This is a genomic window from Arthrobacter sp. Leaf69, from assembly GCF_001422645.1.
Classification (GTDB): Bacteria; Actinomycetota; Actinomycetes; order Actinomycetales; family Micrococcaceae; genus Arthrobacter.
Genome location: NZ_LMLR01000011.1, coordinates 270,908 through 296,227 on the forward strand (window position 1 = coordinate 270,908; position 25,320 = coordinate 296,227).

At 64.5% G+C, this 25,320-nt stretch carries 22 protein-coding genes; 9 read left to right on the forward strand and 13 right to left on the reverse strand.

Going from position 1 to position 25,320, the window contains the following annotated elements:
- Window positions 1-72 precede the first annotated feature (72 nt).
- Genes ASE96_RS10715 through ASE96_RS10725 form a run of 3 tightly spaced genes read left to right on the forward strand, consistent with a single transcriptional unit; the run spans window position 73 to window position 3,504 of the window.
- Window positions 73-2,361 carry a transglycosylase domain-containing protein gene (locus tag ASE96_RS10715; RefSeq protein WP_082492684.1) on the forward strand — a complete coding sequence of 763 codons (2,289 nt, stop codon included), beginning with the start codon at window positions 73-75 and terminating at the stop codon, window positions 2,359-2,361.
- Window positions 2,362-2,419: 58 nt separating this feature from the next.
- Window positions 2,420-2,968, forward strand: coding sequence for a hypothetical protein (locus tag ASE96_RS10720; protein ID WP_056429742.1), 549 nt, complete (start codon window positions 2,420-2,422; stop codon window positions 2,966-2,968).
- A gap of 2 nt (window positions 2,969-2,970) precedes the next feature.
- Window positions 2,971-3,504 (forward strand): hypothetical protein, encoded by a 534-nt coding sequence (locus ASE96_RS10725; RefSeq protein ID WP_056429744.1) that lies wholly within the window; start codon window positions 2,971-2,973, stop codon window positions 3,502-3,504.
- A gap of 38 nt (window positions 3,505-3,542) precedes the next feature.
- Here the strand turns inward: ASE96_RS10725 and ggt are convergent, their stop codons facing one another.
- Window positions 3,543-5,369 (reverse strand): gamma-glutamyltransferase, encoded by a 1,827-nt coding sequence (ggt, locus tag ASE96_RS10730; protein WP_056429746.1) that lies wholly within the window; start codon window positions 5,367-5,369, stop codon window positions 3,543-3,545.
- Window positions 5,370-5,760: 391 nt separating this feature from the next.
- Between ggt and ASE96_RS10735 the strand changes: the two genes are divergently transcribed.
- Genes ASE96_RS10735 through ASE96_RS10745 form a run of 3 tightly spaced genes read left to right on the forward strand, consistent with a single transcriptional unit; the run spans window position 5,761 to window position 8,296 of the window.
- Complete coding sequence (locus ASE96_RS10735) at window positions 5,761-6,741, forward strand: methionine ABC transporter ATP-binding protein (RefSeq protein WP_056430042.1); 981 nt, start codon at window positions 5,761-5,763, stop codon at window positions 6,739-6,741.
- On the forward strand, window positions 6,738-7,439 hold the full coding sequence (locus ASE96_RS10740) for a methionine ABC transporter permease (RefSeq protein WP_056429748.1): 702 nt from the start codon (window positions 6,738-6,740) through the stop codon (window positions 7,437-7,439). The genes ASE96_RS10735 and ASE96_RS10740 overlap by 4 nt, the downstream gene beginning before the upstream one ends.
- A gap of 53 nt (window positions 7,440-7,492) precedes the next feature.
- A complete protein-coding gene (locus tag ASE96_RS10745; RefSeq protein ID WP_056429749.1) occupies window positions 7,493-8,296 on the forward strand; it encodes a MetQ/NlpA family ABC transporter substrate-binding protein in 804 nt (267 codons plus the stop codon).
- 51 nt (window positions 8,297-8,347) lie between these two features.
- Here the strand turns inward: ASE96_RS10745 and ASE96_RS10750 are convergent, their stop codons facing one another.
- Window positions 8,348-8,692 carry a hypothetical protein gene (locus ASE96_RS10750; RefSeq protein ID WP_056429750.1) on the reverse strand — a complete coding sequence of 115 codons (345 nt, stop codon included), beginning with the start codon at window positions 8,690-8,692 and terminating at the stop codon, window positions 8,348-8,350.
- Window positions 8,693-8,799: 107 nt separating this feature from the next.
- Window positions 8,800-9,171 (reverse strand): VOC family protein, encoded by a 372-nt coding sequence (locus ASE96_RS10755; RefSeq protein WP_056429752.1) that lies wholly within the window; start codon window positions 9,169-9,171, stop codon window positions 8,800-8,802.
- Window positions 9,172-9,410: 239 nt separating this feature from the next.
- Between ASE96_RS10755 and ASE96_RS10760 the strand changes: the two genes are divergently transcribed.
- A complete protein-coding gene (locus ASE96_RS10760; protein ID WP_056429755.1) occupies window positions 9,411-10,178 on the forward strand; it encodes an SDR family NAD(P)-dependent oxidoreductase in 768 nt (255 codons plus the stop codon).
- A 197-nt stretch (window positions 10,179-10,375) separates the two neighbouring features.
- Here ASE96_RS10760 and nrdF read toward each other — a convergent pair whose 3' ends face one another.
- The 7 genes from nrdF to ASE96_RS10795 form a co-directional block, all read right to left on the reverse strand.
- Window positions 10,376-11,350, reverse strand: coding sequence for a class 1b ribonucleoside-diphosphate reductase subunit beta (gene nrdF, locus ASE96_RS10765; protein ID WP_056429756.1), 975 nt, complete (start codon window positions 11,348-11,350; stop codon window positions 10,376-10,378).
- A 95-nt stretch (window positions 11,351-11,445) separates the two neighbouring features.
- Window positions 11,446-13,566, reverse strand: a complete 2,121-nt coding sequence (gene nrdE, locus ASE96_RS10770) for a class 1b ribonucleoside-diphosphate reductase subunit alpha (protein ID WP_056430045.1) — start codon at window positions 13,564-13,566, stop codon at window positions 11,446-11,448.
- A gap of 65 nt (window positions 13,567-13,631) precedes the next feature.
- A complete protein-coding gene (nrdI, locus tag ASE96_RS10775) occupies window positions 13,632-14,120 on the reverse strand; it encodes a class Ib ribonucleoside-diphosphate reductase assembly flavoprotein NrdI (RefSeq protein ID WP_056429757.1) in 489 nt (162 codons plus the stop codon).
- 41 nt (window positions 14,121-14,161) lie between these two features.
- The gene (nrdH, locus tag ASE96_RS10780) at window positions 14,162-14,407 is read right to left on the reverse strand and encodes a glutaredoxin-like protein NrdH (protein ID WP_056429759.1); all 246 of its coding nucleotides are present in this window, start codon (window positions 14,405-14,407) and stop codon (window positions 14,162-14,164) included.
- Between the two features lie 420 nt (window positions 14,408-14,827).
- Window positions 14,828-15,544: a hypothetical protein gene (locus ASE96_RS10785; RefSeq protein WP_156367566.1), complete on the reverse strand. Its 717-nt coding sequence runs from the start codon at window positions 15,542-15,544 to the stop codon at window positions 14,828-14,830.
- A gap of 170 nt (window positions 15,545-15,714) precedes the next feature.
- Window positions 15,715-16,647: a hypothetical protein gene (locus tag ASE96_RS10790; RefSeq protein ID WP_056429763.1), complete on the reverse strand. Its 933-nt coding sequence runs from the start codon at window positions 16,645-16,647 to the stop codon at window positions 15,715-15,717.
- A gap of 265 nt (window positions 16,648-16,912) precedes the next feature.
- Window positions 16,913-17,344, reverse strand: coding sequence for a hypothetical protein (locus tag ASE96_RS10795; protein ID WP_056429765.1), 432 nt, complete (start codon window positions 17,342-17,344; stop codon window positions 16,913-16,915).
- Between the two features lie 857 nt (window positions 17,345-18,201).
- On the opposite strand from ASE96_RS10795, the gene ASE96_RS10800 reads away from it, so the two are divergent.
- Window positions 18,202-20,538: a bifunctional polysaccharide deacetylase/glycosyltransferase family 2 protein gene (locus tag ASE96_RS10800; protein WP_056429767.1), complete on the forward strand. Its 2,337-nt coding sequence runs from the start codon at window positions 18,202-18,204 to the stop codon at window positions 20,536-20,538.
- Between the two features lie 73 nt (window positions 20,539-20,611).
- Complete coding sequence (locus tag ASE96_RS10805) at window positions 20,612-21,706, forward strand: chitinase (RefSeq protein ID WP_156367567.1); 1,095 nt, start codon at window positions 20,612-20,614, stop codon at window positions 21,704-21,706.
- Window positions 21,707-21,724: 18 nt separating this feature from the next.
- Here ASE96_RS10805 and ASE96_RS10810 read toward each other — a convergent pair whose 3' ends face one another.
- Genes ASE96_RS10810 through ASE96_RS10820 form a run of 3 tightly spaced genes read right to left on the reverse strand, consistent with a single transcriptional unit; the run spans window position 21,725 to window position 25,229 of the window.
- Window positions 21,725-23,107, reverse strand: a complete 1,383-nt coding sequence (locus ASE96_RS10810) for a class I SAM-dependent methyltransferase (RefSeq protein WP_442853894.1) — start codon at window positions 23,105-23,107, stop codon at window positions 21,725-21,727.
- Window positions 23,104-23,835, reverse strand: a complete 732-nt coding sequence (locus tag ASE96_RS10815; RefSeq protein WP_056429771.1) for a DUF1365 domain-containing protein — start codon at window positions 23,833-23,835, stop codon at window positions 23,104-23,106. Before ASE96_RS10815 ends, ASE96_RS10810 begins: the two co-directional genes overlap by 4 nt.
- The gene (locus ASE96_RS10820) at window positions 23,832-25,229 is read right to left on the reverse strand and encodes an NAD(P)/FAD-dependent oxidoreductase (protein WP_056429773.1); all 1,398 of its coding nucleotides are present in this window, start codon (window positions 25,227-25,229) and stop codon (window positions 23,832-23,834) included. Before ASE96_RS10820 ends, ASE96_RS10815 begins: the two co-directional genes overlap by 4 nt.
- Window positions 25,230-25,320 lie beyond the last annotated feature (91 nt).

A 25,320-nucleotide genomic window follows, 5' to 3' on the forward strand; every position in this document is an offset into this window, starting at 1 on the left:
CGGGGCGGTCGGGCTGGCCCGGAGCGATTTACAGGATTTTGGACACACTTTCTGGCGGGATTGGTGGGGGAAATGGCGCTAAGAAGACTAACGCAGAGCAGGCCAACGCCGGGAAAACAAACGTTGGGCAAACGAACCTTTTCCCGTCTCGGCGCGGCCTTCCTGGGACTCCTCGGATACTTCACAGTCAGCGTCATCTGCGGCGTCCTGGTCGCCGGCCTGGTGGTTCCCGGTATTGCTGCAGCTGGCGTTGCCGGCCGTAATTCGATCACGTTTTTCAACCAGCTCCCTTCGGCCCTGACGGTTGATCCGCCGTCGCAGTCCACCAAAGTGCTGACCGCGGACGGCAAACTGATCGCCACTTTCTACGCGGAAAACCGTGTGAGAGTCGGCCTGGACCAGATGTCCCCATATATCAAAGACGCCATCGTCGCCGTCGAGGACCGGCGCTTTTACGAGCACGCCGGTGTGGACCCGCAGGGAATTCTTCGGGCGCTGTCGAGCAACCTGAGGGGTGACGGCAGGCAGGGCGCATCCACGCTGACACAGCAGTACGTCGCCAATGTTGTCACTGAGTCCCTCGTGTCCTCGGACCGGGGGGATGAGGTCATCCGCAGCGGGCAGAAAACTGTCGGGGACAAGCTGAGGGAGATGAAGCTCGCCATCGAACTCGAGAAGAAATACAGCAAGGATCAGATTCTGGAGGGCTACCTCAACATCGTGTTCTTCAACCGGGACGCCTACGGCATTGAAGCAGCTTCCCGCTACTTCTTCAGCACCACTGCCAAGGATCTCACCCTTCCACAGGCTGCCCTGCTCGCCGGCCTGGTGAACAGCCCCAGTTTCTACGACCCCGCCATCCATCCGGAAAACTCCCTCCGGCGACGTGATGAGGTCCTGGCCAGAATGCTCAGCCAAGGGAAGATCCTGCAGGCTGAATATGACGCAGCCGTCGCCACCGGGGTGGACCTGAAGATCACCCCGGGGAACCAGGGTTGCGCCGGGGCGAACATTGCACCCTACTTCTGCGATTACGTTTCACACCTCATCCTCAACAACCCGGCCTACGGCGTTGACCTCACCAGCCGCCAGAAGAAGCTGTACCGCGGCGGCCTGACCATCACCACCACCCTTGACAGCAGGCTGCAGAGGGCAGCCCAGGTGCAGGTGGACGCCACGGCCGGGGCCAACACCGACAAGTGGGGTGCGTCGCTGGTCTCCATAGCTCCGGGGTCGGGCAGGATCCTCGCGATGGCGCAGAACACCGTCTTCCTCCCCCAGCCAGGAAAATTCGATACACAGCTCAATTTCAACGTCGATTCCAAGGACGCGGACGGCAATGACTTGAACGGTGCCGGCGGGTTCCAGCCCGGGTCCACCATGAAACCGTTCACGTTCGCGGAATGGCTCAACGCCGGTAAGCCCCTGACCGCCCGGGTGGACGCTTCCCGGCGCACGTATCCGCTCGGTTTCCGCTGGAAATCCAGCTGCGGAAAGGTACTCGGCGCCTATAGCACGGCTCAGCGGCTGGCCGGACTCGACGCCACGGACGACCTCCAGAACAACGACGCGGGATACTACCGGCCAATGCCCATTAACTACGGGCTCTACAACTCCATCAACACGGCAACCTTCGCGTCGGCCGCCCAACTGGATTTCTGCAACATCCAGAAGATGGTGGACGCCGTGGGGCTCCACAGCGGGTTGGATAACGCCCGGATCAACATGCACCAGCTGGGCAATCTGCTCGGTGCCATTGGGGTCGCGCCGCTCCACTTGGCCAATGCTTTTGCAACCTTCGCCAACGACGGCAAGTACTGCACCCCAATGGCCATCGCCAAAGTGACCGACGCAACGGGACAGGTGTTTCCGGCCGAGACCACGAACTGCCACCGCGCCGTCAAGCCTGAGGTGGCGCGCGGCGTGAACTCCGTCCTCCAGGACGTTCTGAAACGCGGGTCCGGCGTCTACATCAAACCCAAAGTCCACACCACGTTCCCGGTGGCGGCGAAGACCGGAACCTCGAACAACAACGGCGCCACGTGGGTGGTCGGCTACACCTCCGGGATTGCCACCGCGTCCTTCTTCGGAGACGCCTTGGAAGGGCAGAAGCGGCCCGGCCAGAACGTCACGATCAATGGAAATTTCTACAAAGGAATCGACGGTTACATGCTCGCCGGCCCGCAGTGGGCGAGCTACATGCTGCAGGTCGCAGGTTACTATCCCGCCGCCCCTTTCCCACCGCCGCCCGCGTCGATGACCAGGCAGCAATCACCGCCGCCGCCCGGATGGGTAACCCGGCAGCCGTTCACCCAGCCGCCCGGGTGGATGACCCAACAGCCATGCCCCGCCGGATGCTGACGGCCGGATTCCGGTCCGCGCTATATGCCACGGGGCGCGGAACCTCTATTCTCGTGCCATGAGCGCCCAGCCATCTGACAATTACGATGCATTCCTGTCGAGGTTGGACGCCGCAACGACGAGCCTGAACGCGCGGGCGGCGTCGTTGGACAAGGGGTTCACAGCCGTGTCGCTGCTGTTGGGACCCTACGAATCCGGTGTCCGGACTTGGGAAGAACGGCGCCATTACGTCAGCGAACAGCTCGCCGGGCACGCGGGGTCACCCCAGTCATACACCGCGCTGGGTGAACTCCACGACGTGGCCGTGAAGATGGAATCGATGCTTCGCGGCCGGCTCCGGCACGTGCAGGACAAGCTCGCGGGGATGCAGGACCGGCGCGAGGCCATCCACAGGTCATTGCTGGAGCTGGAGCTCAGCAGGAAGAAGCTGCAGTCGTCCCGGCTGCTGTCCCAGGACCGCGAAAAGCTGAGCACCATCTTTTCATCCCTCGCCGGGTCAACCGTTGCGGTCTCGGCCCTGCCGGATACTGGCCTGCTGATCGATCTCAGGGAAGCACGCGAGGCAATCATCCTGGCCGAAGCGCTGATGGAATTGAAGGGGTACTAGTCATGGGAAAGTCACTGGTCGATCAGCCCCGGGAGAACGCCGTCGCCGTGGTGCGGTGGTCCAAGAAACCAGGTGAAAGTCCGGCGAGCAAGTTCATCAAGTTCAGCGTCTTCGGCTTGATCCTGTGCCTGATCCTGATGACCATTTTGCCCGGCCTCCGAAGTTTCGGCGCTCTTGTGCTGTTCACGGCCTTCTTTGCGACGGTCTTCACGGCTCCTGCGGTCCAGCGCCGGAGGAACTTCATGCGAGGGCTGACCAAGAGGGTGAACGACACAGTCGCCGAGGTGACCAACACCCCGGGCGACCGGCTGTCCCGCAAGGAGTTTGAGCGCATGGTCAAAAGCGGCGAGCCGCGCCCGCTCCTCGTCGACGGGGTGCCCGGACTCAACCTGCAGGTGGACCGGATCGCGACGCCGGAGAAAGTCTCCCCGGAGAAGTGGCTTGCGGTCATCACTGTGGTCCCCCCGGAGAGCGGGACCGACAGTTTCGATCGGTTGGTTGCCGCCGCGATCGACGCCGGGCCCGCCTCCCGGTAGTAGCAAAGCTTCCTGACCCTGAGGCTGCGGGGCGGGCCCTACCGTGACGGCCTGAGCACCATCGCCGAGCCGCCCCCGCGCCGCACGGGCTCTGCCGCTGCGACCATGCGTCCGTCCGGCAGGAATTCGATGGCGGTCGCTGCGCCGATCTCCGCGGCCGAGGTGAACGCGTCTCCCGCCGGCGTGAGCGTATGGCCGTACCCTGTGAGCTGTTTTCCGTAGACGTCGATGAAGGCCGGCTCGGCGGTGACACTGGCCGTGTTCCGTTGCGAGGCACGGGGTGCCGCAATAGCCGCGGAGATGCCCATGCCCAGGTCCACCCGGTTCATGATCGTCTGCAGGACGGTAGTGATGATGGTCGATCCGCCGGGCGAGCCGAGGGCGAGGAACGGCTCGCCGTCCTTAAGGATTATGGTCGGCGCCATGGACGAGCGGGGGCGCTTCCCCGGCTCGATCCGGTTGGGGTCGGCCTCGTTGTACACGGTGGAGAAGTCGGTGAGCTCGTTGTTGAGCAGGAAGCCGCGGCCGGGGACCACAATGCCGGACCCGCCGGTCTGCTCGATCGTGAGCGTGTAGTCGACCACGTTCCCCCACCGGTCCGCGACCGTCAGGTTGGTCGTCGAGATGTTCTCGGTGTCCTTCTCGTCGGCCGGCGCCGCGGCGGTGGCCGGGCACACGCCGTCGTACGCGGACACGTCCCCCGGCGCGACGGGCTTCGTGGCTGCCTTCAGCGGGTTAATCCGGCAGGCGCGTTCCTTACCGAAGACCGGGTCCGTGAGTTCTTCGGCCGGGACGTCTCCGAAGGCCGGGTCGCCGACGTATTTGCCGCGGTCGGCGAAAGCCAGCGCGCTCGCTTCGAGGTAGTGGTGCAGGGCGCCGGCCCGGGACATCCCTGACAGGTCGAACGTGTCCAGGATGTTCAATGCCTCGCCGGTGGTGGTGCCGCCGCTGCTGGACGGCGCCATGCCGTAGACCTCCAGGCCTTGGTAGTCCACCTTCGTGGGCTCCTGGTCCAGGGCGCGGTAGGCGGCGAGATCATTGGTTGTCAGGTGCCCGGCCGGGACGGGCAGCTTTGTCCGGGCCGTCTTGGGCGGAGCCTGGACCGTGGCCGCGATCTCGGCCGCGAGCGGGCCGGTGTAGAAACCGTCGGTGCCCTTGCGCGCGAGGAGCCGGTACGTCTCGGCGAGGTCATGGTTCTTGAAGACACTGCCGACTGCGGGGGCGTCGCCGCCGGGCAGGAAGAGGCTGCTTGTGGAGGTGAACGCCCCGAAGCGGAGCTTGTTGTCGAGGGTCTGCTGGCGGAAGGTCTTGTCCACCACAAAGCCGCGGGTGGCCACCCTGATCGCCGGCTTGAGGGCATCGCGGAGGCTCATCGAGCCCCACCGGTCGAGGGCCCGCTCCCACGTGGCCGGCGTTCCCGGGACGCCGACGGCGACGCCGCTCGTGACAAGTTCGGGAGTGAAGGGGTAAGGCTGACCGGTCCTTTTGTCGATAAACGCGTCCTTCGGGATGGCGGCCGGGGCAGTCTCGCGGCCGTCGATGGTGCCCACCTCCCCCGTATCCGCATCGTAGAACACGAAGTAGCCGCCACCGCCGATCCCGGCGCTGTAGGGCTCGGTCACACCAAGGGTGGCGGCGGCGGCGACAGCCGCGTCCGCCGCGTTGCCGCCTTTGCGGAGGACTTCGATCGCCGCGGCGGAAGCCTCTGGGTCCACGGTGCTCACAGCACCGCCGTACCCGGTGGCCGTCGCGTCCTTGACGGTTTCCCTTGGATCGGCGAACGCGGGGCTGGCGACGGCGCCGCCCGTCAAGCTGATTGTCAGTGCCGCAGTGACGGCAATGAGTCGACGTGTCACATGTGCCATGGTCGCTCCCGAATTGGCGTGATTCGTGTTGACAGATTTTGTCACGCTACTACGCGGCGACGCGAGACTCAACACGGGCATCTACGGGAACCGCCGCGACGCGCCGGGCCGGCGCTGGCCGCTTGCGGACGTGACCAGGCTCTCATTGTTCCACGGATGCGGACGTGGCGGCAGGTTGTCGCGGAAGCGCAGGGGCCGGAGGCCTATTCCCCTCGCAAATCTCTCGCATTACAGAACTTTGGGTATGTGGAGAAATGTTTCACGGCAGGAAATTCGGATTAGGCGGCGGAAACTTCTTGTTGGCAGAATTTGTGGCTTGTGTGCGGGCGCTGCCCGTGCACAATTTCGCGGGAGCGCTTCCGCGATGATTCCAGCCACCACAGGGAGCACCATGATTTCCGTAAGCCGGGTCTCAAAGACCTATGGCTCCGGGGCGGCGGCGGTCCGGGCGCTTGATGACGTCTCGCTGTCCGTCAGCCGTGGCGAGATTTTCGGAGTCGTTGGCCAAAGCGGCGCCGGCAAGAGCACACTGATCCGCACCATCAACTCCCTGGAACGTCCGGATTCGGGCAGCGTCCTTGTCGACGGCCGGGAGATGACCACCCTCTCCGGCGCGGAGCTTCGCGCGGCACGTCACAACATCGGCATGATCTTCCAGCACTTCAACCTGCTCAGCAGCAGGACCGTGCAGGCAAATGTTGAGCTCTCCTTGGAGATCACCGGCGCGGGCCGCCCGGCCAGGCGGGCCCGGGCACTGGAGATCCTCGAGCTCGTGGGCCTGCACGGGAAGGCCCAGGCCTATCCCGCACAACTGTCCGGCGGACAGAAACAGCGCGTCGGCATAGCCCGCGCCCTGGCGTCCAGCCCGTCCGTCCTGCTCAGTGACGAGGCGACGTCGGCGCTGGACCCCGAAACGACCCGCCAGATCCTCGACCTCATCCGCGAGCTCAGCAAGGACCTGGGACTGACGGTGCTGCTCATCACGCACGAGATGGACGTGGTCAAGCGGATTTGCGACTCCGCCGCCGTCATGAGCGGCGGGCGGATCCTGGAGCAGGGGCCCGTGGATCAGCTGCTGACCACGGAGAAGTCCCTGTTGGGGCAGGCGCTGTTCCCCCTGGGCGAGATCCCGGAGACCTCAAGCGCAGTCGTCGAAATCACGTTCAACGGCGTCACGACGGACCGGCCCGTCATCGCCCAGCTGGCGCGCAAGCACGGTATCGACGTCGGCATCCTGGGCGCCGCCGTGGAAACCATCCACGGACGCCAGACGGGACGCACCCGGCTGGAGCTGCCCGGCGACGAGCTGACCGTGGCCGGCGCCGTCGAAGATCTGCGTTCCCAGGGACTCTTCGTGGAGGTAATCAAGTGATCGACCGCAATGACCCGTACTTCTGGGCCGACCTCCTCGACACCATCCTCAAGGGGACGGGTGAGACGTTCTACACGGTGGGCCTGAGCCTGCTTTTCACCGTCATTTTCGGCCTGGCCACTGGCGTCCTGCTGGTGGCCACCGAGGCCGGCGGCCTGCTGTCCAAGCTCTTCGGCAGCCGGGCGCTGGGGTTCTTCGTCAACCGGGTTCTGGACGTGGTGGTGAACATCGGAAGGTCCGTCCCGTTCATTATCCTGATGATCCTGCTCATTCCGTTCACCCGCCTGCTGACGGGGTCCTTTATCGGGCCCACCGCGGCCATCGTTCCGCTGACCATCGCCGGCATCCCCTTCTTCGCCCGGCTGGTGGAGATCGGCATCCGCGAAGTGCCGGTGGGGCTCGTCGAGGCCGCCCAGTCGCTGGGCGCCACCCGGTGGACCATCCTGACCAAGGTCATGGTGGCCGAGGCGGTCCCGGCGCTGGCCCTTGGCCTTTCCACCACGGTTGTCGGGCTCATCGGTTACTCGGCCATGGTGGGCGCGGTGGGCGGCGGCGGCCTGGGCGACGTGGCCTTCCGCTACGGCTACCAGCGCTACAGCCCCGAGTACATGTTCGGCGTCGTCATCCTCCTGGTCCTGTTGGTCCAGGTGTTCCAGTCCCTCGGCAACTTCGCGGCGCGGCGCCTGTCCCACCGGTAGCCCCGCCCGGCAAATCTTCCTCCCCACACATTCCCTCCCGCGAAAGAGTTCCCATGTTCCGTTCACATGTCCTGAAGGTCGCCGCCACCGGCTTGGCCGCCATCCTCGCCCTCTCCGCCTGCGGCGCGAGCCCGTCAAGCGCTCCGGCCGAGACCATCAAGGTGGGCGCCCTGGCGGTGCCGGCCGGGGACATGCTCAAGCATGTCCAGCGGGAGCTCGCCGCCAAGGAAGGCCTCACCGTTGATTACAAGGAATTCAGCGACTACAACACGCCCAACCCGGCCGTGAGCGACGGCGACATTGACGCCAACCTGTTCCAGAACACCACGTTCATGGAGACATACAACAAAGCCGCCGGCAAGGATCTGGTCAGCGTGGGCAAGGTCTACCTGCCGCCGATGGCCCTCTACTCCAATGACGTGGCCAGTCTGGAGGAGCTTCCCGATGGCGCATCGGTGGCCATCCCGAACGACCCCACCAATGAGTCTCGCGCCCTGAAGCTGCTGGCGTCCAAGGGCCTGATCGAAGTCAAAGAGAACCCGATAACGCTCAAGGACGTCACCGCGAACCCGAAGAACCTCGAGTTCACGGAGATCGAGAACGCCAGCCTGCCGCAGGCCCTCAACGACAAGGACGCCGCCATCGTGACGCTGGCTTTCGCCCTTCCCGCCGGGCTGAGCGCTGACAAGCAGCTGCTGGTCGAGGGCAAGGACAGCGCGTACTACAACGTCCTGGCCGTAAAGGCCGAGATGAAGGATGATCCGCGGGTGCAGAAGCTGTACAAGATCCTGACCTCGCAGGACATGAAGGATTTCCTGCAGACCAAGTTCAAGGGCCTGGTGATCCCTGCCAGCTGACGGGACCAGGCGGGGCGCGGCGCGGCGCGGCAGGATATGACGTCCTGGCTGCTATGCGTCTGTTCTGCCCGACTCCGGGAGGGTCCCGATGATGGTGAAAATCAGTGCCATGTACATGATGAAAAACACCACCCACACGATGAACAAGGCGATCCCCACCCAGCCAAGCACCCGACCCTCGGGCGCCGGCACACCAAAAGCCTCAGCCTTCTTCGACTGGACTATCGCCAACGGCCCAAACAAGGCCCCCAGAGCGAATATCGCCAGGATGCCGAACAATGTGGCCAGCCGGGCGTGCCGCATGCCCTCCATGTACCACCGCAACTGCCCCATCGTCACGGGTTGCTGATCCGGGTGCTGATAGGCGAATTGTGATCCGTACTGACTTGTAGACATTGGTCCCCCTGGGTTTTCGTCGCGCTCATAACAGTTGCCGTCACAGCATAAGACGTTTGAAACAAATCGGCGTTTGAAGCCATAGGGGCCCGCCGTGGCGTCCTATGTCAGACGTGCTGATCTACGAGAACCGGGTTGCCATCGGGGTCCAGAACGATAAAGCTCGACGGCCCCGTCGTTCCCTCGTCTGCCTCCGAAAGGAAATCCGTGCCCTTGGCTTTCAGTTCCCGCTGGAGTTCGCGCACATCAGTGAATGAGTCGAGCGCCTCCGCGTTCTGATTCCAGCCAGGATTGAACGTAAGCATGTTCTTCTCAAACATCCCCTGGAAGAGGCCGATAACAGCTTCGCCGTTCTTCAGAATTATCCAGTTCTGGGTAATGTCGCCGCCGTGGTCCGTAAATCCAAGATTCTTGTAGAACGCCGCGGACGCCGCGATGTCTTTCACGGCGAGGCTGATCGAAAAGGCGCCGAGTTGCATTTTATTGCTCCACTCTTCCGAACGATGAATTTTACCGATGATAGCCCGGACGGCCTTTATCTGAGTGTGTTTCCCCGTCCCCACGTGCCGCAGCGTCCACGGGCGCCGCGCTTGCCGCGGCGATCAGGATCGATGCCTGGAGACCGGGGCGCCGGTCCTGGACCGGATCCCCGGACATCTCGTGGGCTATCGTGGTGCCATGCCCAGCCGACCCCAACGAACCGAGTGAGGCAGACGTCGTGGCACGAATATTCATTACCGGTTCCGCCTCCGGGCTGGGACTCGCCGCCGCACGTACCCTTCTCGACGACGGTCACGACGTCGTCCTGCACGCGCGAACACCCGAACGCGCCGGCGCTCTCGGCAAGATGGCAGCCCAGGCGGCCGGCGTCGTGGTCGGCGATCTCAGCAGCGCCGCAGAAACTCGGTCGCTGGCCGAGCAGGTAAACAGCATCGGCCGGATGGACGCCATCATCCACAACGCCGGCACTTATCTGGAACCAACACGTCGCACCACGGCGGAGGGGCACGCCCGGACGCTGGCCGTGAATACTCTGGCCCCGTACCTCCTCACCGCGCTGATCGACAGGCCGGACCGCCTGATCTTCCTCAGCAGCGGCCTCCACCGAAGCGGCAGGGCCTCACTGGCGGACATCGATTGGGCCGAGCGGCGGTGGGACGCCGGGCAAGCCTACGCCGAGAGCAAGCTGTACGTCACCGCGCTGGCTCTCGCTGTTGCCCGACGCTGGCCCTCGGTGCTGAGCAACGCCGTCGACCCCGGCTGGGTTCCCACCAGAATGGGCGGCCCCGGGGCGCCCGACGACCTGGAACTGGGGCATCTTACCCAGACGTGGCTGGCCACCAGCCACGATCCGGCCGCCCTCACCAGCGGCGGGTACTGGCACCATCGGAAACTGCGTACACCCTCCCCTGAATCCCTGGACCCCGGCTTCCAGGACCAGCTCCTGGATCAACTATCGAGACTTACCGACGTCCCGCTGTTCTGACCCAGGGCCCGTAGGGGCCGTCGCCCGTGGCGACGCCGAGCTTGCCCGACCGTTCGCCTAGACCTCCCGAGTGAGCCCGCAGCATGCCGTTGGACTGGTATGCGTACATTCCCTTAAACCCGCAGACGAGAAAGGTCCCGCACGAGAAACGTGCGGGACCTGACTCGTGGTGATGGCAACAGTCCGTCACAATGGGACTAGAAGTCCCAGTCGTCGTCCTCAGTATTAACAGCCTTGCCAATCACATAGGACGAACCCGAGCCCGAGAAGAAGTCGTGGTTCTCGTCCGCGTTCGGCGACAGGGCCGAGAGGATGGCCGGGTTCACGTCGGTGACGGAGGCCGGGAACATGGCCTCGTAGCCCAGGTTCATCAGCGCCTTGTTGGCGTTGTAGTGCAGGAACTTCTTGACGTCCTCGGCCAGGCCGACGGAGTCGTAGAGGTCGTGCGTGTACTGGACTTCGTTTTCGTACAGCTCGAAGAGCAGCTCGAAGGTGTAGTCCTTGATTTCCTGCTTGCGCTCCTCGGACAGGCCTTCCAGGCCCTTCTGGAACTTGTAGCCGATGTAGTAGCCGTGCACGGCCTCGTCGCGGATGATGAGGCGGATGAGGTCGGCCGTATTCGTCAGCTTGGCCCGCGAGGACCAGTACATCGGCAGGTAGAAGCCCGAGTAGAACAGGAAGCTCTCCAGCAGAGTGGAGGCCACCTTGCGCTTCAGGGGATCGTCGCCCTGGTAGTAGTCCATGACGATCTGGGCCTTCTTCTGAAGGTTCTCGTTCTCGGTGGACCAGCGGAACGCCTCGTCGATCTCCTTGGTGGAGGCCAGCGTGGAGAAGATGGAGGAGTAGCTCTTGGCGTGCACGGACTCCATGAACGCAATGTTCGTGTAGACAGCCTCCTCATGCGGGGTGAGCGCGTCCGGAATCAGCGATACGGCGCCGACGGTGCCCTGGATGGTGTCCAGCAGGGTCAGGCCCGTGAACACGCGCATGGTGAGCTGCTGCTCGTCCGGGGTCAGCGTCGCCCACGACTGGACGTCGTTGGACAGCGGTACCTTCTCCGGCAGCCAGAAGTTGTTGACCAGGCGGTTCCAGACATCCACGTCCTTCTCGTCCTGGATGCGGTTCCAGTTAATGGCTTCAACGTGGCTAAGCAGCTTGACCTTTTCGGTCATGTCATCCCCTCAATGTTGGGTTAGTTCTCTAGTTAAAGCGTACGACGGCGGGCGGGCGCCCGCCGTCGTACTTCAGCAAAATCAACCGATATCGGCTACAACATGCAGCTGACGCAACCCTCGACCTCGGTCCCTTCCAGCGCGAGCTGGCGGAGACGGATGTAGTAGATGGTCTTGATGCCCTTCTTCCAGGCGTAGATCTGGGCCTTGTTGATGTCGCGCGTGGTGGCGGTGTCCTTGAAGAACAGCGTCAGGGACAGGCCCTGGTCCACGTGCTGCGTGGCCGCAGCGTAGGTGTCGATGACCTTCTCGTAGCCGATCTCGTACGCGTCCTGGTAGTACTCCAGATTGTCGTTCGTCAGGTACGGCGCCGGGTAGTACACGCGGCCCAGCTTGCCTTCCTTGCGGATCTCGATCTTGGACGCCACCGGGTGGATCGAGGAGGTGGAGTTGTTGATGTAGGAGATCGAGCCGGTCGGCGGCACAGCCTGCAGGTTCTGGTTGTAGATGCCGTGCTCCATGACGGAGGCCTTCAGCTCGCGCCAGTCATCCTGCGTGGGGATGTGGATGTTCTTGAACAGCTCCGCGACCTTGGCGGTCTGCGGGACCCATTCCTGGTCCGTGTACTTGTCGAAGAACTCGCCGGAGGCGTACTTGGACTTCTCGAAGCCGCCGAACGTCTGGCCGGTCTGGATGGCCAGCAGGTTGGACGCGCGGACCGCGTGGAACACCACCGAGTAGAAGTAGATGTTGGTGAAGTCCAGGCCCTCTTCGGAGCCGTAGTGCACCCGCTCGCGGGCCAGGTAGCCGTGTAGGTTCATCTGGCCGAGGCCGATCGCGTGGCTCTGGTCGTTGCCGCGGGCGATCGAGGGCACCGAGGTGATGTTGGACATGTCCGAGACAGCCGAGAGGGACCGGATGGCCGTCTCGATGGTCAGGCCGAAGTCGGGCGAGTCCATGGTCTTGGCGATGTTCAGCGAACCCAGGTTGCAGGAGATGTCCTTGCCGGTCTGGTCGTAGGACAGGTCATCGTGGTACGTGGTGGGCTGGGAGACCTGGAGGATCTCGGAGCACAGGTTGGACATGATGATCTTGCCGTCGATCGGGTTTTCCCGGTTCACGGTGTCCTCGAACATGATGTACGGGTAGCCGGATTCGAACTGGATCTCGGCGAGAGTCTGGAAGAACTCGCGCGCCTTGATCTTGGTCTTCTTGATCCGGGAATCGTCCACCATCTCGTAGTACTTCTCGGTGACCGAGACGTCGGAGAACGGCATGCCGTAGACCTTTTCGACGTCGTACGGCGAGAACAGGTACATGTCCTCGTCCTTCTTGGCCAGCTCGAACGTGATGTCCGGGATGACGACGCCCAGCGAGAGGGTCTTGATGCGGATTTTCTCGTCCGCGTTCTCGCGCTTGGTGTCCAGGAAGCGGTAGATGTCCGGGTGGTGCGCGTGCAGGTACACCGCGCCGGCACCCTGGCGGGCACCGAGCTGGTTGGCGTAGGAGAAGCTGTCCTCGAGGAGCTTCATCACGGGGATGACGCCGGAGGACTGGTTCTCGATCTGCTTGATCGGCGCGCCGACCTCGCGGATGTTGGTCAGCGCGAACGCCACACCGCCGCCGCGCTTGGACAGCTGCAGGGCCGAGTTGATGGACCGGCCGATCGACTCCATGTTGTCTTCGATGCGGAGCAGGAAGCAGGAGACCAGCTCGCCGCGCTGGCGCTTGCCGGCGTTCAGGAACGTCGGGGTGGCAGGCTGGAAGCGGCCCTCGATGATTTCGTCCACCATCTGCGTGGCGAGCTTCTCGTCGCCGCGGGCCAGGTGCAGGGCCACCATGCAGACGCGGTCCTCGTAGCGCTCCAGGAAGCGCTTTCCGTCGAACGTCTTCAGCGTGTAGGAGGTGTAGAACTTGAACGCGCCGAGGAACGTCTCGAAGCGGAACTTCTTCTTGTAGGCGCGGTTGTAGAGCTCGCGGATGAAGTTCATCGTGTACTGGTCGAGGGTCTCGCGCTCGTAGTACTCGTTCTTGACGAGGTAGTCGAGCTTTTCCTCGAGGTCGTGGAAGAACACGGTGTTGTTGTTCACATGCTGCAGGAAGTACTGGTGTGCGGCCTCGCGGTCGGCCTCGAACTGGATCTCGCCGTTGGGACCGTAGAGGTTCAGCATGGCGTTGAGCTCGTGGTAGCCCAGGCCCTGGTAGGCGGCCGGCATGGCCGGCTTCTCACCGGGGACGGTGTGCTTCTCGACGGCGGGCTTCGCGGCGGAGCCGGACCCGGTTACTTCTGTGTCTGCGACAGTCGTGTCCAAAATTCTTCCAATCCTTGTTGTACTCGGCTGACGTCTTCCGGCGTCCCCATGAGTTCGAATCGATGTAGGTGCGGGACCTGGCATTTCGCGGCGATGATGTCGCCGGCCATGCAGTAGTTGTCCCCAAAGTTCGTATTGCCCGCCCCGATCACCCCCCGGAGCTGCTGCCGGTTGCGCGGATCGTTCAGGAAACGGATGACCTGCTTCGGAACGGATCCCTCTCCCCCGGTACCTCCGTAGGTGGGAAGCACCAGCACATAGGGTTCGGTTGCCACGAGCGCGGGTTCCCTCGCGTGGAGGGGAATCCGGGCGGCGTCGATGCCCAGCTTCCTGATGAAGCGTGCGGTGTTCTCGGAGGTTGAGGAGAAGTAGATGAGGTGGCTGCCGGTGGTTCTGGCGTCGTCCCCCGCCGGCGACCGGGCGCCGGTCGGCGTCGTAACGGCGGTTGCCAGTGCCATGGAAGTCACCTCATCTGACGTGCGTTTTCTGTCGAAGCGGTTCAGGCTACGGCGACGGCGGAAGCCTGCGCCAGTTCTTCGATCTTGTCGGGGCGGAAGCCGGACCAGTGGTCCTGGTCCGTGACGACAACCGGGGCCTGCATGTAGCCCAGGGCCTTCAGGCGTTCGAGGGCATCCGCGTCCTGCGAGATGTCGACGCTCTGGTAGGTGATGCCCTTCTTGTCCAGTGCGCGGTAGGTCGCGTTGCACTGCACGCAAGCCGGCTTCGTGTAAACCGTAACGGTCATGTCCCTGTCCCCTTTGTTGAAGTCTTTGGTTCGTGTCCGGTGGGCCCGCCCGGAACAGGAATTCTTATCCGTTACTGGCCTCGCCTGGCGGTCTGCAACCGCTTCGCTCGAACTGTATGTCGATACTACATGTAGTGCAAGAGTCCCGCGCGGACCCCAAGATGATGTATTACAAGTATGTCATTCCGCCCACTTTTAATCCACAGCCCGGGGGCTTCAAAATGTCCGGGTTTCAGCCATTTTCAAGGACGAAATCCACACCCTGTGGAGTACTTAGCCACAATTAACCGCTCCGCGTGTCGCACGCTGGACGGCGTGTCGCGGTCTGCTGCCACGGGGAGCCAAGGTGGTACTAGGCACTACATGTAGTGGTCAACGGCACAGGATTGGTACCGGCCCGGCGCCCAGTACGCAGCTGCCTCACTTCGCAGGGCGGAGCGACGTGATCGTCTGCCGTATTTGGTCGTACTCCTCCGTTGCCGTGTAGGCCTCCGGAGTGTTCACGTCGGGCGTGACACCCCGGGCCGTGGCGACGGCGTTGTAGACACCGCTGAACGACGCCACCCCGGGCGGCCACGTGAAGAACTGGAAGATCGGGCAGGCGGTGCGCCCGGAGGGCAACGGCGCGGAGGTAATCCCATAGGACAGGGGGGCCGGCTTCGAGGGGTATGATCCGTGGTCGTCGCGGCCCTCGAAGACAAAGCGCGGCGCCGCCCCTTTCTGAGCCAGGGCCGGCAACGACTCCGAGTCCATCAAGGCGTACGGATACTTCTGGGTGCATTCGGCCTTGGCGGCAATGTTGGTCCGCAACGTTGCCATTGATTTCCCGGCCGCGTCGACGACGTCCACAAAGATCCCGCCGGGCGCCGCCTCACGGGCCCGGTCCTCGACGCTCCAGTCGGGCGGGTAGTCGAACATCAGCCTGCCGTCCGGCGTCGTGAAGGTATTCCACTCGGGCTCGTCCGACTCCCCGGGCGCTGCCCCCGCCGCCGGAGTGAGAGCCGGTTCCGAGGAGCCGGGCGAGGAAGTGGGCGAGGCTGTCCCGGAACTTGGTGCCGGGGTGCCGGACGGCGTGCAGGCGGCCAGCAGGACGGCGACGCAAAACGCTGCGGAAACTGCTCTGCCGGACCGGAACATGGCGCCCTCCCCTATTGGGTGCGACCAGTCCGCTCAATTCTGCCGCGTCCGGGCCGGTTGAACAGGGTCTTTGGGCCTCGGCCAACTCCAGCACACGAAGGCGGGGGCCGGCGAAGATCCGCCGGCCCCCGCAAGGCGTCCGACAGCAGCCGGAAGCCAGTCCCCTGTGCTTACTTCTTTACGAGGGTGCTGCCATACCCGGCGTCACACTTGCCGTCATGGGCGACGCCTGCGCCCGGTGCCACTGCGTAGTTGCTGGCCGGGTTGAAGACGGCAGTGTGGACGTCCGTCACCTTGCTGGCGCAGTTGTCGGCGCCCTGGGCACTGAGGCTCTGGCCGCCGATCCACATGTCGATCCAGATGGTGGAGTTGGTGCCGTGCACGTTGACGCCCTGGTGGCACGGGCCGCCCTGGGGCTCGTCGCCGTCGCCGCAGGTGTCCTCAACGATGAAGTAGCGGCGCACGTCCGGGAGGTAGATCCGCGTGCCGGCCGGGAAATCCAGCACGTCCTTGCCGGTGGCGAGGGAATGCCCGACGGCGATGGTGATCGGGTCGTTGTAAGTGCCCGTGCCGCCCGCAGTCTTGTGCAGGATCGGGTGGCTGATGGTGGCCGAGCCCGCCGGCGTGTTGTCGTGCCAGGTGTACGCCGTGGTGAACGCGGTGGTGACGATCCGTTCGGAGGACGACGCCGGCACGGCGGGTGCCGGCGCGGGCTTCGGAGCGGCAGGAACCGCGACAGGTACGGCGGGCACGGCGTCGGCCGCCGGCACCGGGGGTGCTGCCGGCGCCTTCGCGGCATCCTTCCGGGCTGCTGCGGCAGCGGCTGCCTTGGCCTTCTGGACGGCGGCAGCCTTGGCCTTTTCGTCAGCCTTGGTCTTCTTGGCAGCCGCGGCGGCAAGTTTGGCCTTCTCGGCCGCGGCACGCTGGGAGGTGCCGACTTCGCCGGATGCGGAATCGGGCCCGGTGCTGGCGTTAGCTTCAAAGGCACCGGCCGACGCTGAAGACTGTGCGGATGAGTTTGGCGTGCCGGTTCCGGCGCCACACGCCGACGTGGCGAGTAGGACCGAGAGCAGGCCGGCGGCCAGCAGACTATTTCTGCGCATGGAAAATAAAGCCTCTTCGTGCGAGTGCGGAAAAGGGCAGACCCCAAGGGGGAAGTCCTGCCCGGAGTTGGTACCGGCATAAGGAACGCAAGGCGCCCCGACCTGGGGACTTATCACACGCAACAGCGTTCGGGACGCTCCATTTTGGCGTGTGTGCCAACCGGTGACCTAAACGTTACCTCGACGGGCACAGACTGGCTAATCGACGGCGCGCCGTCTCCCCATCGCGGGATTTCAGGGTTTCCGCATCACATCCCGGCGCCTGCTACCGGGCCGGCGTCGTGGTGATCAGTTGATTGCCGTAGCCGCTGTCACACGTGCCGTCGTGGATTACGCCTTCGCCGGAGGCTACGACGAAATTGTCGGCAGGGTGGAAGACCGCGGCACGCACACCGGTTACCTGCTCCGTGCAGTCATCGGCAAACGCCTCGCTTTCGCCTTCGCCGCCGATCCAGATGTCGAGCCAGGTCGACGTGTCACCGTGTTCGTCCGCGCCGGCGTGGCACGGCCCTTCCTCCGGGACCGGGCCGTCCCCGCACGTGTCCTCGACGATGAAATAGCGCCGCACGTCAGGAAGATAGATCCGGGTACCGGCGGGGACATCAAGGACGTCCTTCCCCGTCTCCAAGGAATGCCCGACGGCGATAGTCACCGGATCCGCATAGGTTCCGGTCCCGCCGGCCTTCTTGTGCAGCACCGGGTGGCTGATGTTCGGAGAGCCCGGCGGGGTGTTGTCATACCACGTGTAAGCCGTGATGAACGTGTCGGGAGCTGCCGTCCGGACCGCCTGCGACGGAGCAGGTATCGGCGGCGGCGACGGTCGCTGAGACGACGGCGGCGGCGACGGTCGCTGGGACGACGGTGACGGCGACGGGCCCGGGCCCTGGCATGCGGCAGCCGCCAAGGCAACCGCCACCAAGCCTGCGGCCACTCCGACTCCTCTGCGCATTCTGCCTCTGCCTCCACAAAGCCCTGCCAAGTACGTCGAACGCTACCTTGCCCGCCGCTGTCGCGATAGCCGCAAGTAGGACGTCTTACAGATTCCCTCAGGCGAAGCTGCCCCGCGGCGAAAAGCCCGGCCGAATTACGGCCCGAAAACGGGGAATTCGCGCCCTTTCGGGCACTGCCAAAGAAAGTACAAACGAAGGGCCCCGGCGCCTTTTTGGCACGGCGCTTCAACGTTCGCAAAACAGCTGAATGCCGAACGTCCATAACCGTCAACCGGTGCCGCCAAATGGGCCGGGCCGGGCCGCCCATACTCGCACCCAAGTCATCAGGGCGACGTAGTCCGCCCGCGAAGCAAGTAGAAGCGCCCGGAAAACGCAGGTGTTTCTTACGCGTGTGCGACCCTATCCGGCGCTCCTAACCTCGAAGACATGGAGTACGCCGGAGAACGGCGGCTCGGACGAAGTAAGGGGCGGGGTCAGATGAGCGCCGATTCTCCTCCTGCGAATTGATCGCCGTTTCGGGCTTCGAGCCCCAAAACGAGCCTTGGCGCTCACACCCTGATTCAGGTCAGGCCATTAGAAGCACGATTCCCTGGCGAGGAAATTCATGACTAAACCTGCCCCCCTTCCCGTAAGTCCCCCGGTCTTCTTTGACCCGAGTGGAAAGCGTTGGCGCAAAATACTTGTAGCGCTGGTGGCCAGCGTGCTGTTGATAGTCCTCTCGGTCGTCTCGATTCTGCCTGCCGCCAGCGCACCAGTGTGGAAGGGCCAGGAGAACCAGTCCGTGGAGTATCCGCGCAAGCTCTTGTCCACTGCGGACCTGCAGAATATTCCCCGGATCGGCCCTGAAGGGGGCTTTGCTTTCGACCGGATCGCCCTCATTGAGCGGGTTAACGGCAAAGTGCTGCTGAAGGACCCCTTCAGCAGCACCATCTGGCGGGAGGCCACAGCGGAGGAAATTGAGCTGATCGGCGACAGCCCCTACGCCATGGAGACCTTCGGGAAACCGGCAGACCACACCTTGATGTTGACCTTTGATGACGGGCCCGATCCCCGAAACACACCGGAAATTCTGGACCTGCTGTCCCGTGAAGGTGTGCCGGCGACGTTCTTTACGGTGGGCGACAACGTGGTCAAATACCCGGATATCTTCCGCCGCATGACGCAGGAAGGTCATATGGTGGGCAATCACACGATGTCCCACATCGATTTCTGGGCCCACGACGACCTGTTCAACCGCCAGCAGATCATCGGGGCGGACCGGGTGATGCGTGCCTCGGATAATTACGCAACCCGACTGTTCCGGATTCCGACCGGCGACCCGGGAAACAACTCCTTGGCCCTCCTGCAGTCCCAGCAGCTGGGGTTCCTCCACATCAATATGGACTTTGATACGCGTGACTGGTCCTACGCGCCAGGAGTTCCGATCAAGGCGCAGAAACTTGACGGGCAAGGGCATATTGTCCTGGTTCACGATGGCGGCGGCGACCGCAGCGCGACCCTCGAAATGCTGAAAACGTTTATCCCCCAGGCAAAAGCGCAGGGTTACACTTTCACCACGGTCGCACCCATACTGCCACCCGAATTCATCCCCCGGGGCGACGTCCAGGGTGCCGTGGAAGACAACGCGACCCTGGCCGCGATGACCACGTATTTGGTCACACCGAACGTGCTGCTCACATGGTTGTTCTGGTTCGGCATCGGCTCGCTGACTATCCTGACATTCCTTTACGTTGTCCTCGCGGTGATCAACAATCACCGGCAGAATAGGCGCGTCTGGCCGGACGTCGAAGAGGAAGAATGGCCATTCGTCAGCGTCGTCCTGCCGGTCTTCAACGAGGAACTCGTTGTCGCCAAAACGCTCGACGCCCTCAGAGCCAGCGACTACCCGCGTATGGAAGTCGTCGCCATCAACGACGGCTCCACCGACGGCACCCTCGCGGTTCTTTCCGAATACGCCAAGACATGGCCACAACTGCGTGTCATCGACCAACCCAATGGCGGAAAATCAGCCGCGAGTAACCATGGAATAAACCAGTCGCGCGGCGAAATCGTGATCACCCTCGACGGTGACACGCTGTTTGAACCGCAGACGATCAAGATGTTCGCCCGCCATTTCCTGGAACCTCGGAACGGGAAGATAGTCGGCGCGGTTGCCGGGCTCGTGAAAGTCGGAAACCGCCGCAATATCCTGACGGCCTGGCAAGGCCTGGAATACCTTTCCGGCATCTGTGTCACCCGAATGGCGGAGGGCCTCATGGGAGCAATCTCCATTGTTCCCGGCGCCTGCGCGGCCTGGCGGAGGGACGCCCTCGTCAAGGGAGGCGGCTACTCCCATGACACGCTCGCAGAGGACGCGGACCTGACCCTTTCCCTGCAGCAACTCGGGTACAGCATCGTCCAGGAGAACAAAGCCGTCGCGTGGACCGAGGCGCCCATGACTGTCCGGGGATTGTTCAAGCAGCGGCTCCGCTGGACCTATGGCAACATCCAGACCCTGTACAAGCACCGGCACATGCTGTTCAATCCCCGGTTCGGCGCCCTCGGTCTGCTCACCATGCCGTACGCACTGATTTCGGTACTTGTCCCGCTGGTTTTTATGCCCCTGACGGTCGCAGTCGCGGTGACCAGCCTCGCCCGCGGGGAATGGCAGGCCGTCGCGCTGTTCTCGTTGTTCGTCGTCGCAACGCACATGCTCATTTCGATTGTGGCGATCGTGATGGTCGGTGAGAGCCCCACGCACCTCCTGGTGGTTCCCATCTACAGGCTCATTTACGAACCTCTCCGCGCCTACGTGTTGTTCGGATCCGCAATCCTGGCACTGCGCGGCACCGCAGTCGGCTGGTACCGGCCCGAACGCACCAACAGCGTCCTGATGCCGGCCGGCCCCGGGAAGCTGGCCGCCCTCGCCCCGGCCACCTCCGACCGATTGGCCGCTTCATGACCACAGGCCTTCCGGCCAAGGAACCGCCTGAGCCCTGGCGGCCGTCCCGGCTGGTGAACAATGGAGAGCATGCATGCGATCACGACAGTCGCCAATGTCCCGCAGCTGGAGCAGGCTACTGGCGGCCGCCGTCGTCGTGATGGCCGTGGGGACCTGCGCTCCCGCGGATCCGGGGAACTACGGACGGGAGGACGGCATGAGCAAGGCCCCGGCGGTTCCGCAGTGGTTCGGCGGCTACCTTGACGTGACACTGACCCCGAACCTCCGGCTCCAGGACCTGCCCGCGCAAGGCACCATCACAGCGGTCCTGTCGTTCATCGGAGCCCATCCGACGCAGCCGTGCGAACCATCCTGGGACGGCTATTACACTCTCGATCAGGCCGGCGCCAGACTTGACCTCGAAGGACAAATCAAGTCCTTCCGCGCCGCCGGCAATGACGTCGCGATAGCTTTCGGGGGGCAGCTCGCCACGGAGCTGGCTGTAGCCTGCACCGACGTCGATGCGCTGGTTAAGGCTTACACGGCGGTCATCACAAAGTACGGCCTCGATACCCTGGATTTCGACGTCGAAGGCGAAGGCTTGGCTGACCACTCCGCATCTAAGCGGCGCGCCGAGGCGGTCGCGCGGATTCAGGCAAACCGTCCGGCCGGTGACCCGCTGAAGGTGTGGCTGACCCTTCCGGTTTCGACGGACGGGCTCACCCCGGACGGCGGGACGTCCGTAACATCCATGCTGGATGCCGGAGTGGAACTCGCCGGCATCAATATCATGGTGATGAACTTCGAGCCGCTGGCACCGGGCCGAACCATGCTCGACGCGGCCAAGAGCGCCGCCGAGGCCACGCATCAGACACTCGATGCGCTGTACAGGACCGCCGGTAAACCGCTCGACGATGCGGCCCTGTGGAACAGGATGGGGCTCACGCCCATGATCGGCGAGAACGACGTGAAGGGCCAGGTGTTCACCCTCGCGGACGCGGAGGGCCTGAACAGCTTCGGCCTGGAACGGGGCATCGGGCGAATGTCCATGTGGTCGTCTAACAGGGACACTGCGTGCAGTTCCTCGAGCCCGCGCGAACCGGGCAGCAACGCTTCCAGCAGCTGCAGCGGAGTGGCGCAGGAACCCGGGATGTTCGCGGGAGTCCTGGGCAAATCCTTCACCGGCTGAGCGGCTACCCCTAGCCGGCTACCTGCCTGCGGCCTTGTCCAGCACGATCTGCTGCACGTCGAGGTAGCCGGTCTCGAAGCCGGCGCGGGAGTAGCAGAGGTAGAACAGCCACATCCGCTGGAAAACCTCGTCAAAACCGAGGGCCCGGACGTCGTCCGCGCGGGCCATAAAGCGCTCCTCCCAGAGCCGCAGGGTCTGGGCGTAGTGCTCGCCCATGGCGAGGCGCTCACGGACCCTGAGCCCTGTCTGCTTCTCGGTGATCTCCTCGATGGCCCGGACCGACGGGATGACGCCGCCGGGGAAGATGTACTTGTGCACCCAGGTGTAGCTGGTCCGGGTGGCGATCAGCCGGTCGTGTCCGATGGTGATCGCCTGGATGGCCACCTTCCCGCCGGGGGCCAGGACCCGCTCGATCGTCTGGAAGTACGTGGCCCAGTACTCATAGCCGACCGCCTCAATCATTTCCACCGAAACGACGGCGTCGAACTCGCCCTCCACCGCGCGGTAGTCCTTGAGCTCGATCGTGACGGCGTCGGCGTAGCCTGCCTCGGCGACGCGTTGCCTGGCCAGCTCCTGCTGCTCGCTGGACAGGGTCACGGAGTAGACCGTGGCGCCGCGCGCCGCGGCGCGGAGGGCCAGTTCGCCCCAGCCGGTGCCGATCTCCAGCACGCGCGTCCCCTTGGTGACTCCGGCCCTGTCCAGCAGCCGGTCGATCTTCGCCTGCTGTGCGGCGGCCAGGCCGTCCCAGGCAACGTTGCGCAGCGCATCACCGTTCTCCGGGAAGAGAGCGCTGGAGTACGTCATGGTGCTGTCCAGGAACGTCGCGAAGAGTTCGTTGGACAGGTCGTAGTGACGGGAGATGTTGGAGCGGGTGTTCTGCTCCGTGTTCCGTTCCGTGCGCGGGGTGCGCGGGAGGTAGAGTCCGCGCAGTTTCTGCAGCGGCTCAGGCACCAGGGTCCCCACCCGTGCGGCGAAGACTTCCATCACCGCTGTCAGGTCATCGGCGTCCCAGTCCCCGGCCATGTAGGACTCCCCCAGGCCGATCAGGCCGCCGTCGCCGAGCCGGGCTGCGAAGGCCTCCGGGCGGTTCATGGTCATGACCGGGAAGACCTGGCCCGGTTCGGTCTGGCCGGACGCGGCCTTGCCCAGGACGGTGCCGTCGGGGTAGCGCACCTCCAGCGGAAGGCGGCGCACGGCGGCGCGGAAGATGGCGTCCGCGGCCCGGCCCGCCAGCCGGGCCTTGAGGCTCGAGGGGACGGTGGCAACGCTGGGCCAGACCGCGGCGTCAATGGCTGCGGGGGGCTGCGGCACCATGTAGGGCACGCCTGGGTTCGTCTGAGCGTTCGTGTGCGCCGGGTTCGTCTGCGCCGTGTGGGGTCCGGTCGCTTCGGTCATGGTCACTGGACTGCCTCCTGTGAGGGGTGGTGTGGTCTTTTGATGACGGGCAACTGACGTGCCCAAAGTTTGATTCCCTGCCAGCGGATCTGCGCTGCGACCCGCAGCGGCGCCAGCGGGACGGCGAGCGCCGCGGCCAAGATGTTGGGCACGGTGGATTCGCGGCGGACGCCGTCAACAGTGGCGACGAAGGGCTTCTGCCCTTCCCGCTCCAGGACGATCGAGACGGCGAGCCGCTCCCCCGGTTCCGGAAGCTTCATCCGGTACCGGCCTTCGACGTCGTTGAACGGGGAGACGTAGAACGCTTTCGGGACGGTGGCCCGGCCGGCGTCGTCGGTCTCCAGCAGGTAGCAGTGCCGCTCCCCGTAGGTGTTGTGGACCTCGGCGATCACGCAGCGCAGCCCGCCCGCAGGGTCGTGGCACCAGAACAGGCTTAGCGGGTTGAAGACGTGTCCGAAGACACGGGCGCTGGCCAGCATGGTGATCCGGCCGCCGTCGAGCGTGATGCCCTGGGTGGCAAGGTAGCGCTCGACGTTGCCTCGCAGCGTCCCGTCCGGGTCGCCCAGGTGGTCCGCCACGGAGAAGCCGGCCAGCGGGGCCAGCCAGCGCGGGAGCCTGGGGAGGGCATCGACGTCGACGTACCAGCTGTAGCTGCGGTAGGTGAAGGCGTTATGCAGCGGGGTGCGGCGCACGTGCGCGATGGACGTGCGGTAGATAGCGGCCGATGCGTTCATGAGCCCTCCGCGGGGACGGTCTGCAGGTCAGGATCGACGGCGACGGCGCGGTATTCCTCGTTCAGCGCGACGGCGGGGTCGTCCCACGTGCGGCCGAGCCGCTCCGCGGCTTTAACGCCGGAGAGGGCGCCGTCTTCGTGGAACCCCCAGCCGTGGTAAGCGCCGGCGAAGGCCAGCCGGTCATCGCCCAACGCCAGGATCCCCTGCTGGGCCCTCAAGGAATCCGGGGTGTACTGCGGGTGCGCGTAGACCATGCGCTCGATCACGGTGTCGTCCGCAATCAGCTCCGATTCGCCCAGGCTGACGATGTAGCGCCCCATGTCCACGGGGGCCAGCCGCTGCAGCCGGGTCATGTCGTAGCTGACCAGGACCTTGTCCGGCCGGGCATCGCAGGACGGCAGCCGGTAGTTCCAGGAGGCCTTGGCGTTGTCGCTGGACGGCAAGACGGCGGCGTCGCGGTGGAAGACCGTGTGGTTGACCGAGTACGGCATGCCGGCCAGGGCCTCGCGCTCGGCGGGCGAGGCGTCGGTGAGCATGTCCAGGGCCTGGGCCGGATGTGTGGCGATGACCACGGCATCAAAGTTCTCGGTGGTCACTGTTCCCGTGCGGGTCGTCGTGGTCAGCTCCACACCGTGCTCGTGGCGGCGCACTCCGGTGACAGGGCTGGAGAGGCGGATATCCGGCAAGGTGGCGGCGACCCTGTCCACGTAGGTGCGCGAGCCGCCGGTGACGGTGCGCCACTGCGGTGAACCGGAGACCCCGAGCAGGCCGTGGTGGCCCAGGAAGGTGAAGAGGTAGCGTGCCGGGTAAGCCAGCGCGGTGGTGGGATCGCAGGACCAGACCGCGCTCACCACGGGGGTCATGAAGTGCGAGATGAAGTAGCTGCTGAACTTTTCCCGGGCCAGGAACTCCCCCAGGGTGAGCTCCTGTTCCCCGGCTGGGGTGTCCGCGGCGAGCAGGGCGCGGGCCCTGCGGTAGAAACGCATCACCTCGAGCAGCATCAGCAGGTAGCGGCCGCGCAGCACGGTGGAGGGCCGCGGAAGGATTCCCCGGCCCTTGGCCCGGGCTCCGGCGTACTCCAGCCCGCAGCCGTCGCAGCGGACGGACATGCTCATTTCCGAGTCCTGGGTTTCAATGCCCAGTTCGGCGAAGAGCCGCAGCAGTGTGGGGTAGGTCCGTTCATTGTGGACGATGAAGCCCGTGTCGATCCCGAGGCTGGGACCGCCGGCCTGCCTTACGTCGTGGGTGTGGGCGTGTCCGCCGAGCCGTGCGTCGGCTTCGAAGAGGGTCACGGTGTCCTGCCGGTTCAGCACGTACGCGGCGGTCAGGCCCGCCACGCCGCTGCCAATCACGGCTACTCGCCGGCCCGGGGGAATTCCTGCTGCATCTGACACTGATCTGCTCCTGTTGGCTTTGCCGGAATCGTCCTGGTGAATCGTCTTATGGGCAATTCGTCGCCGGGGGGCTGACGGATGTGTGCGACTT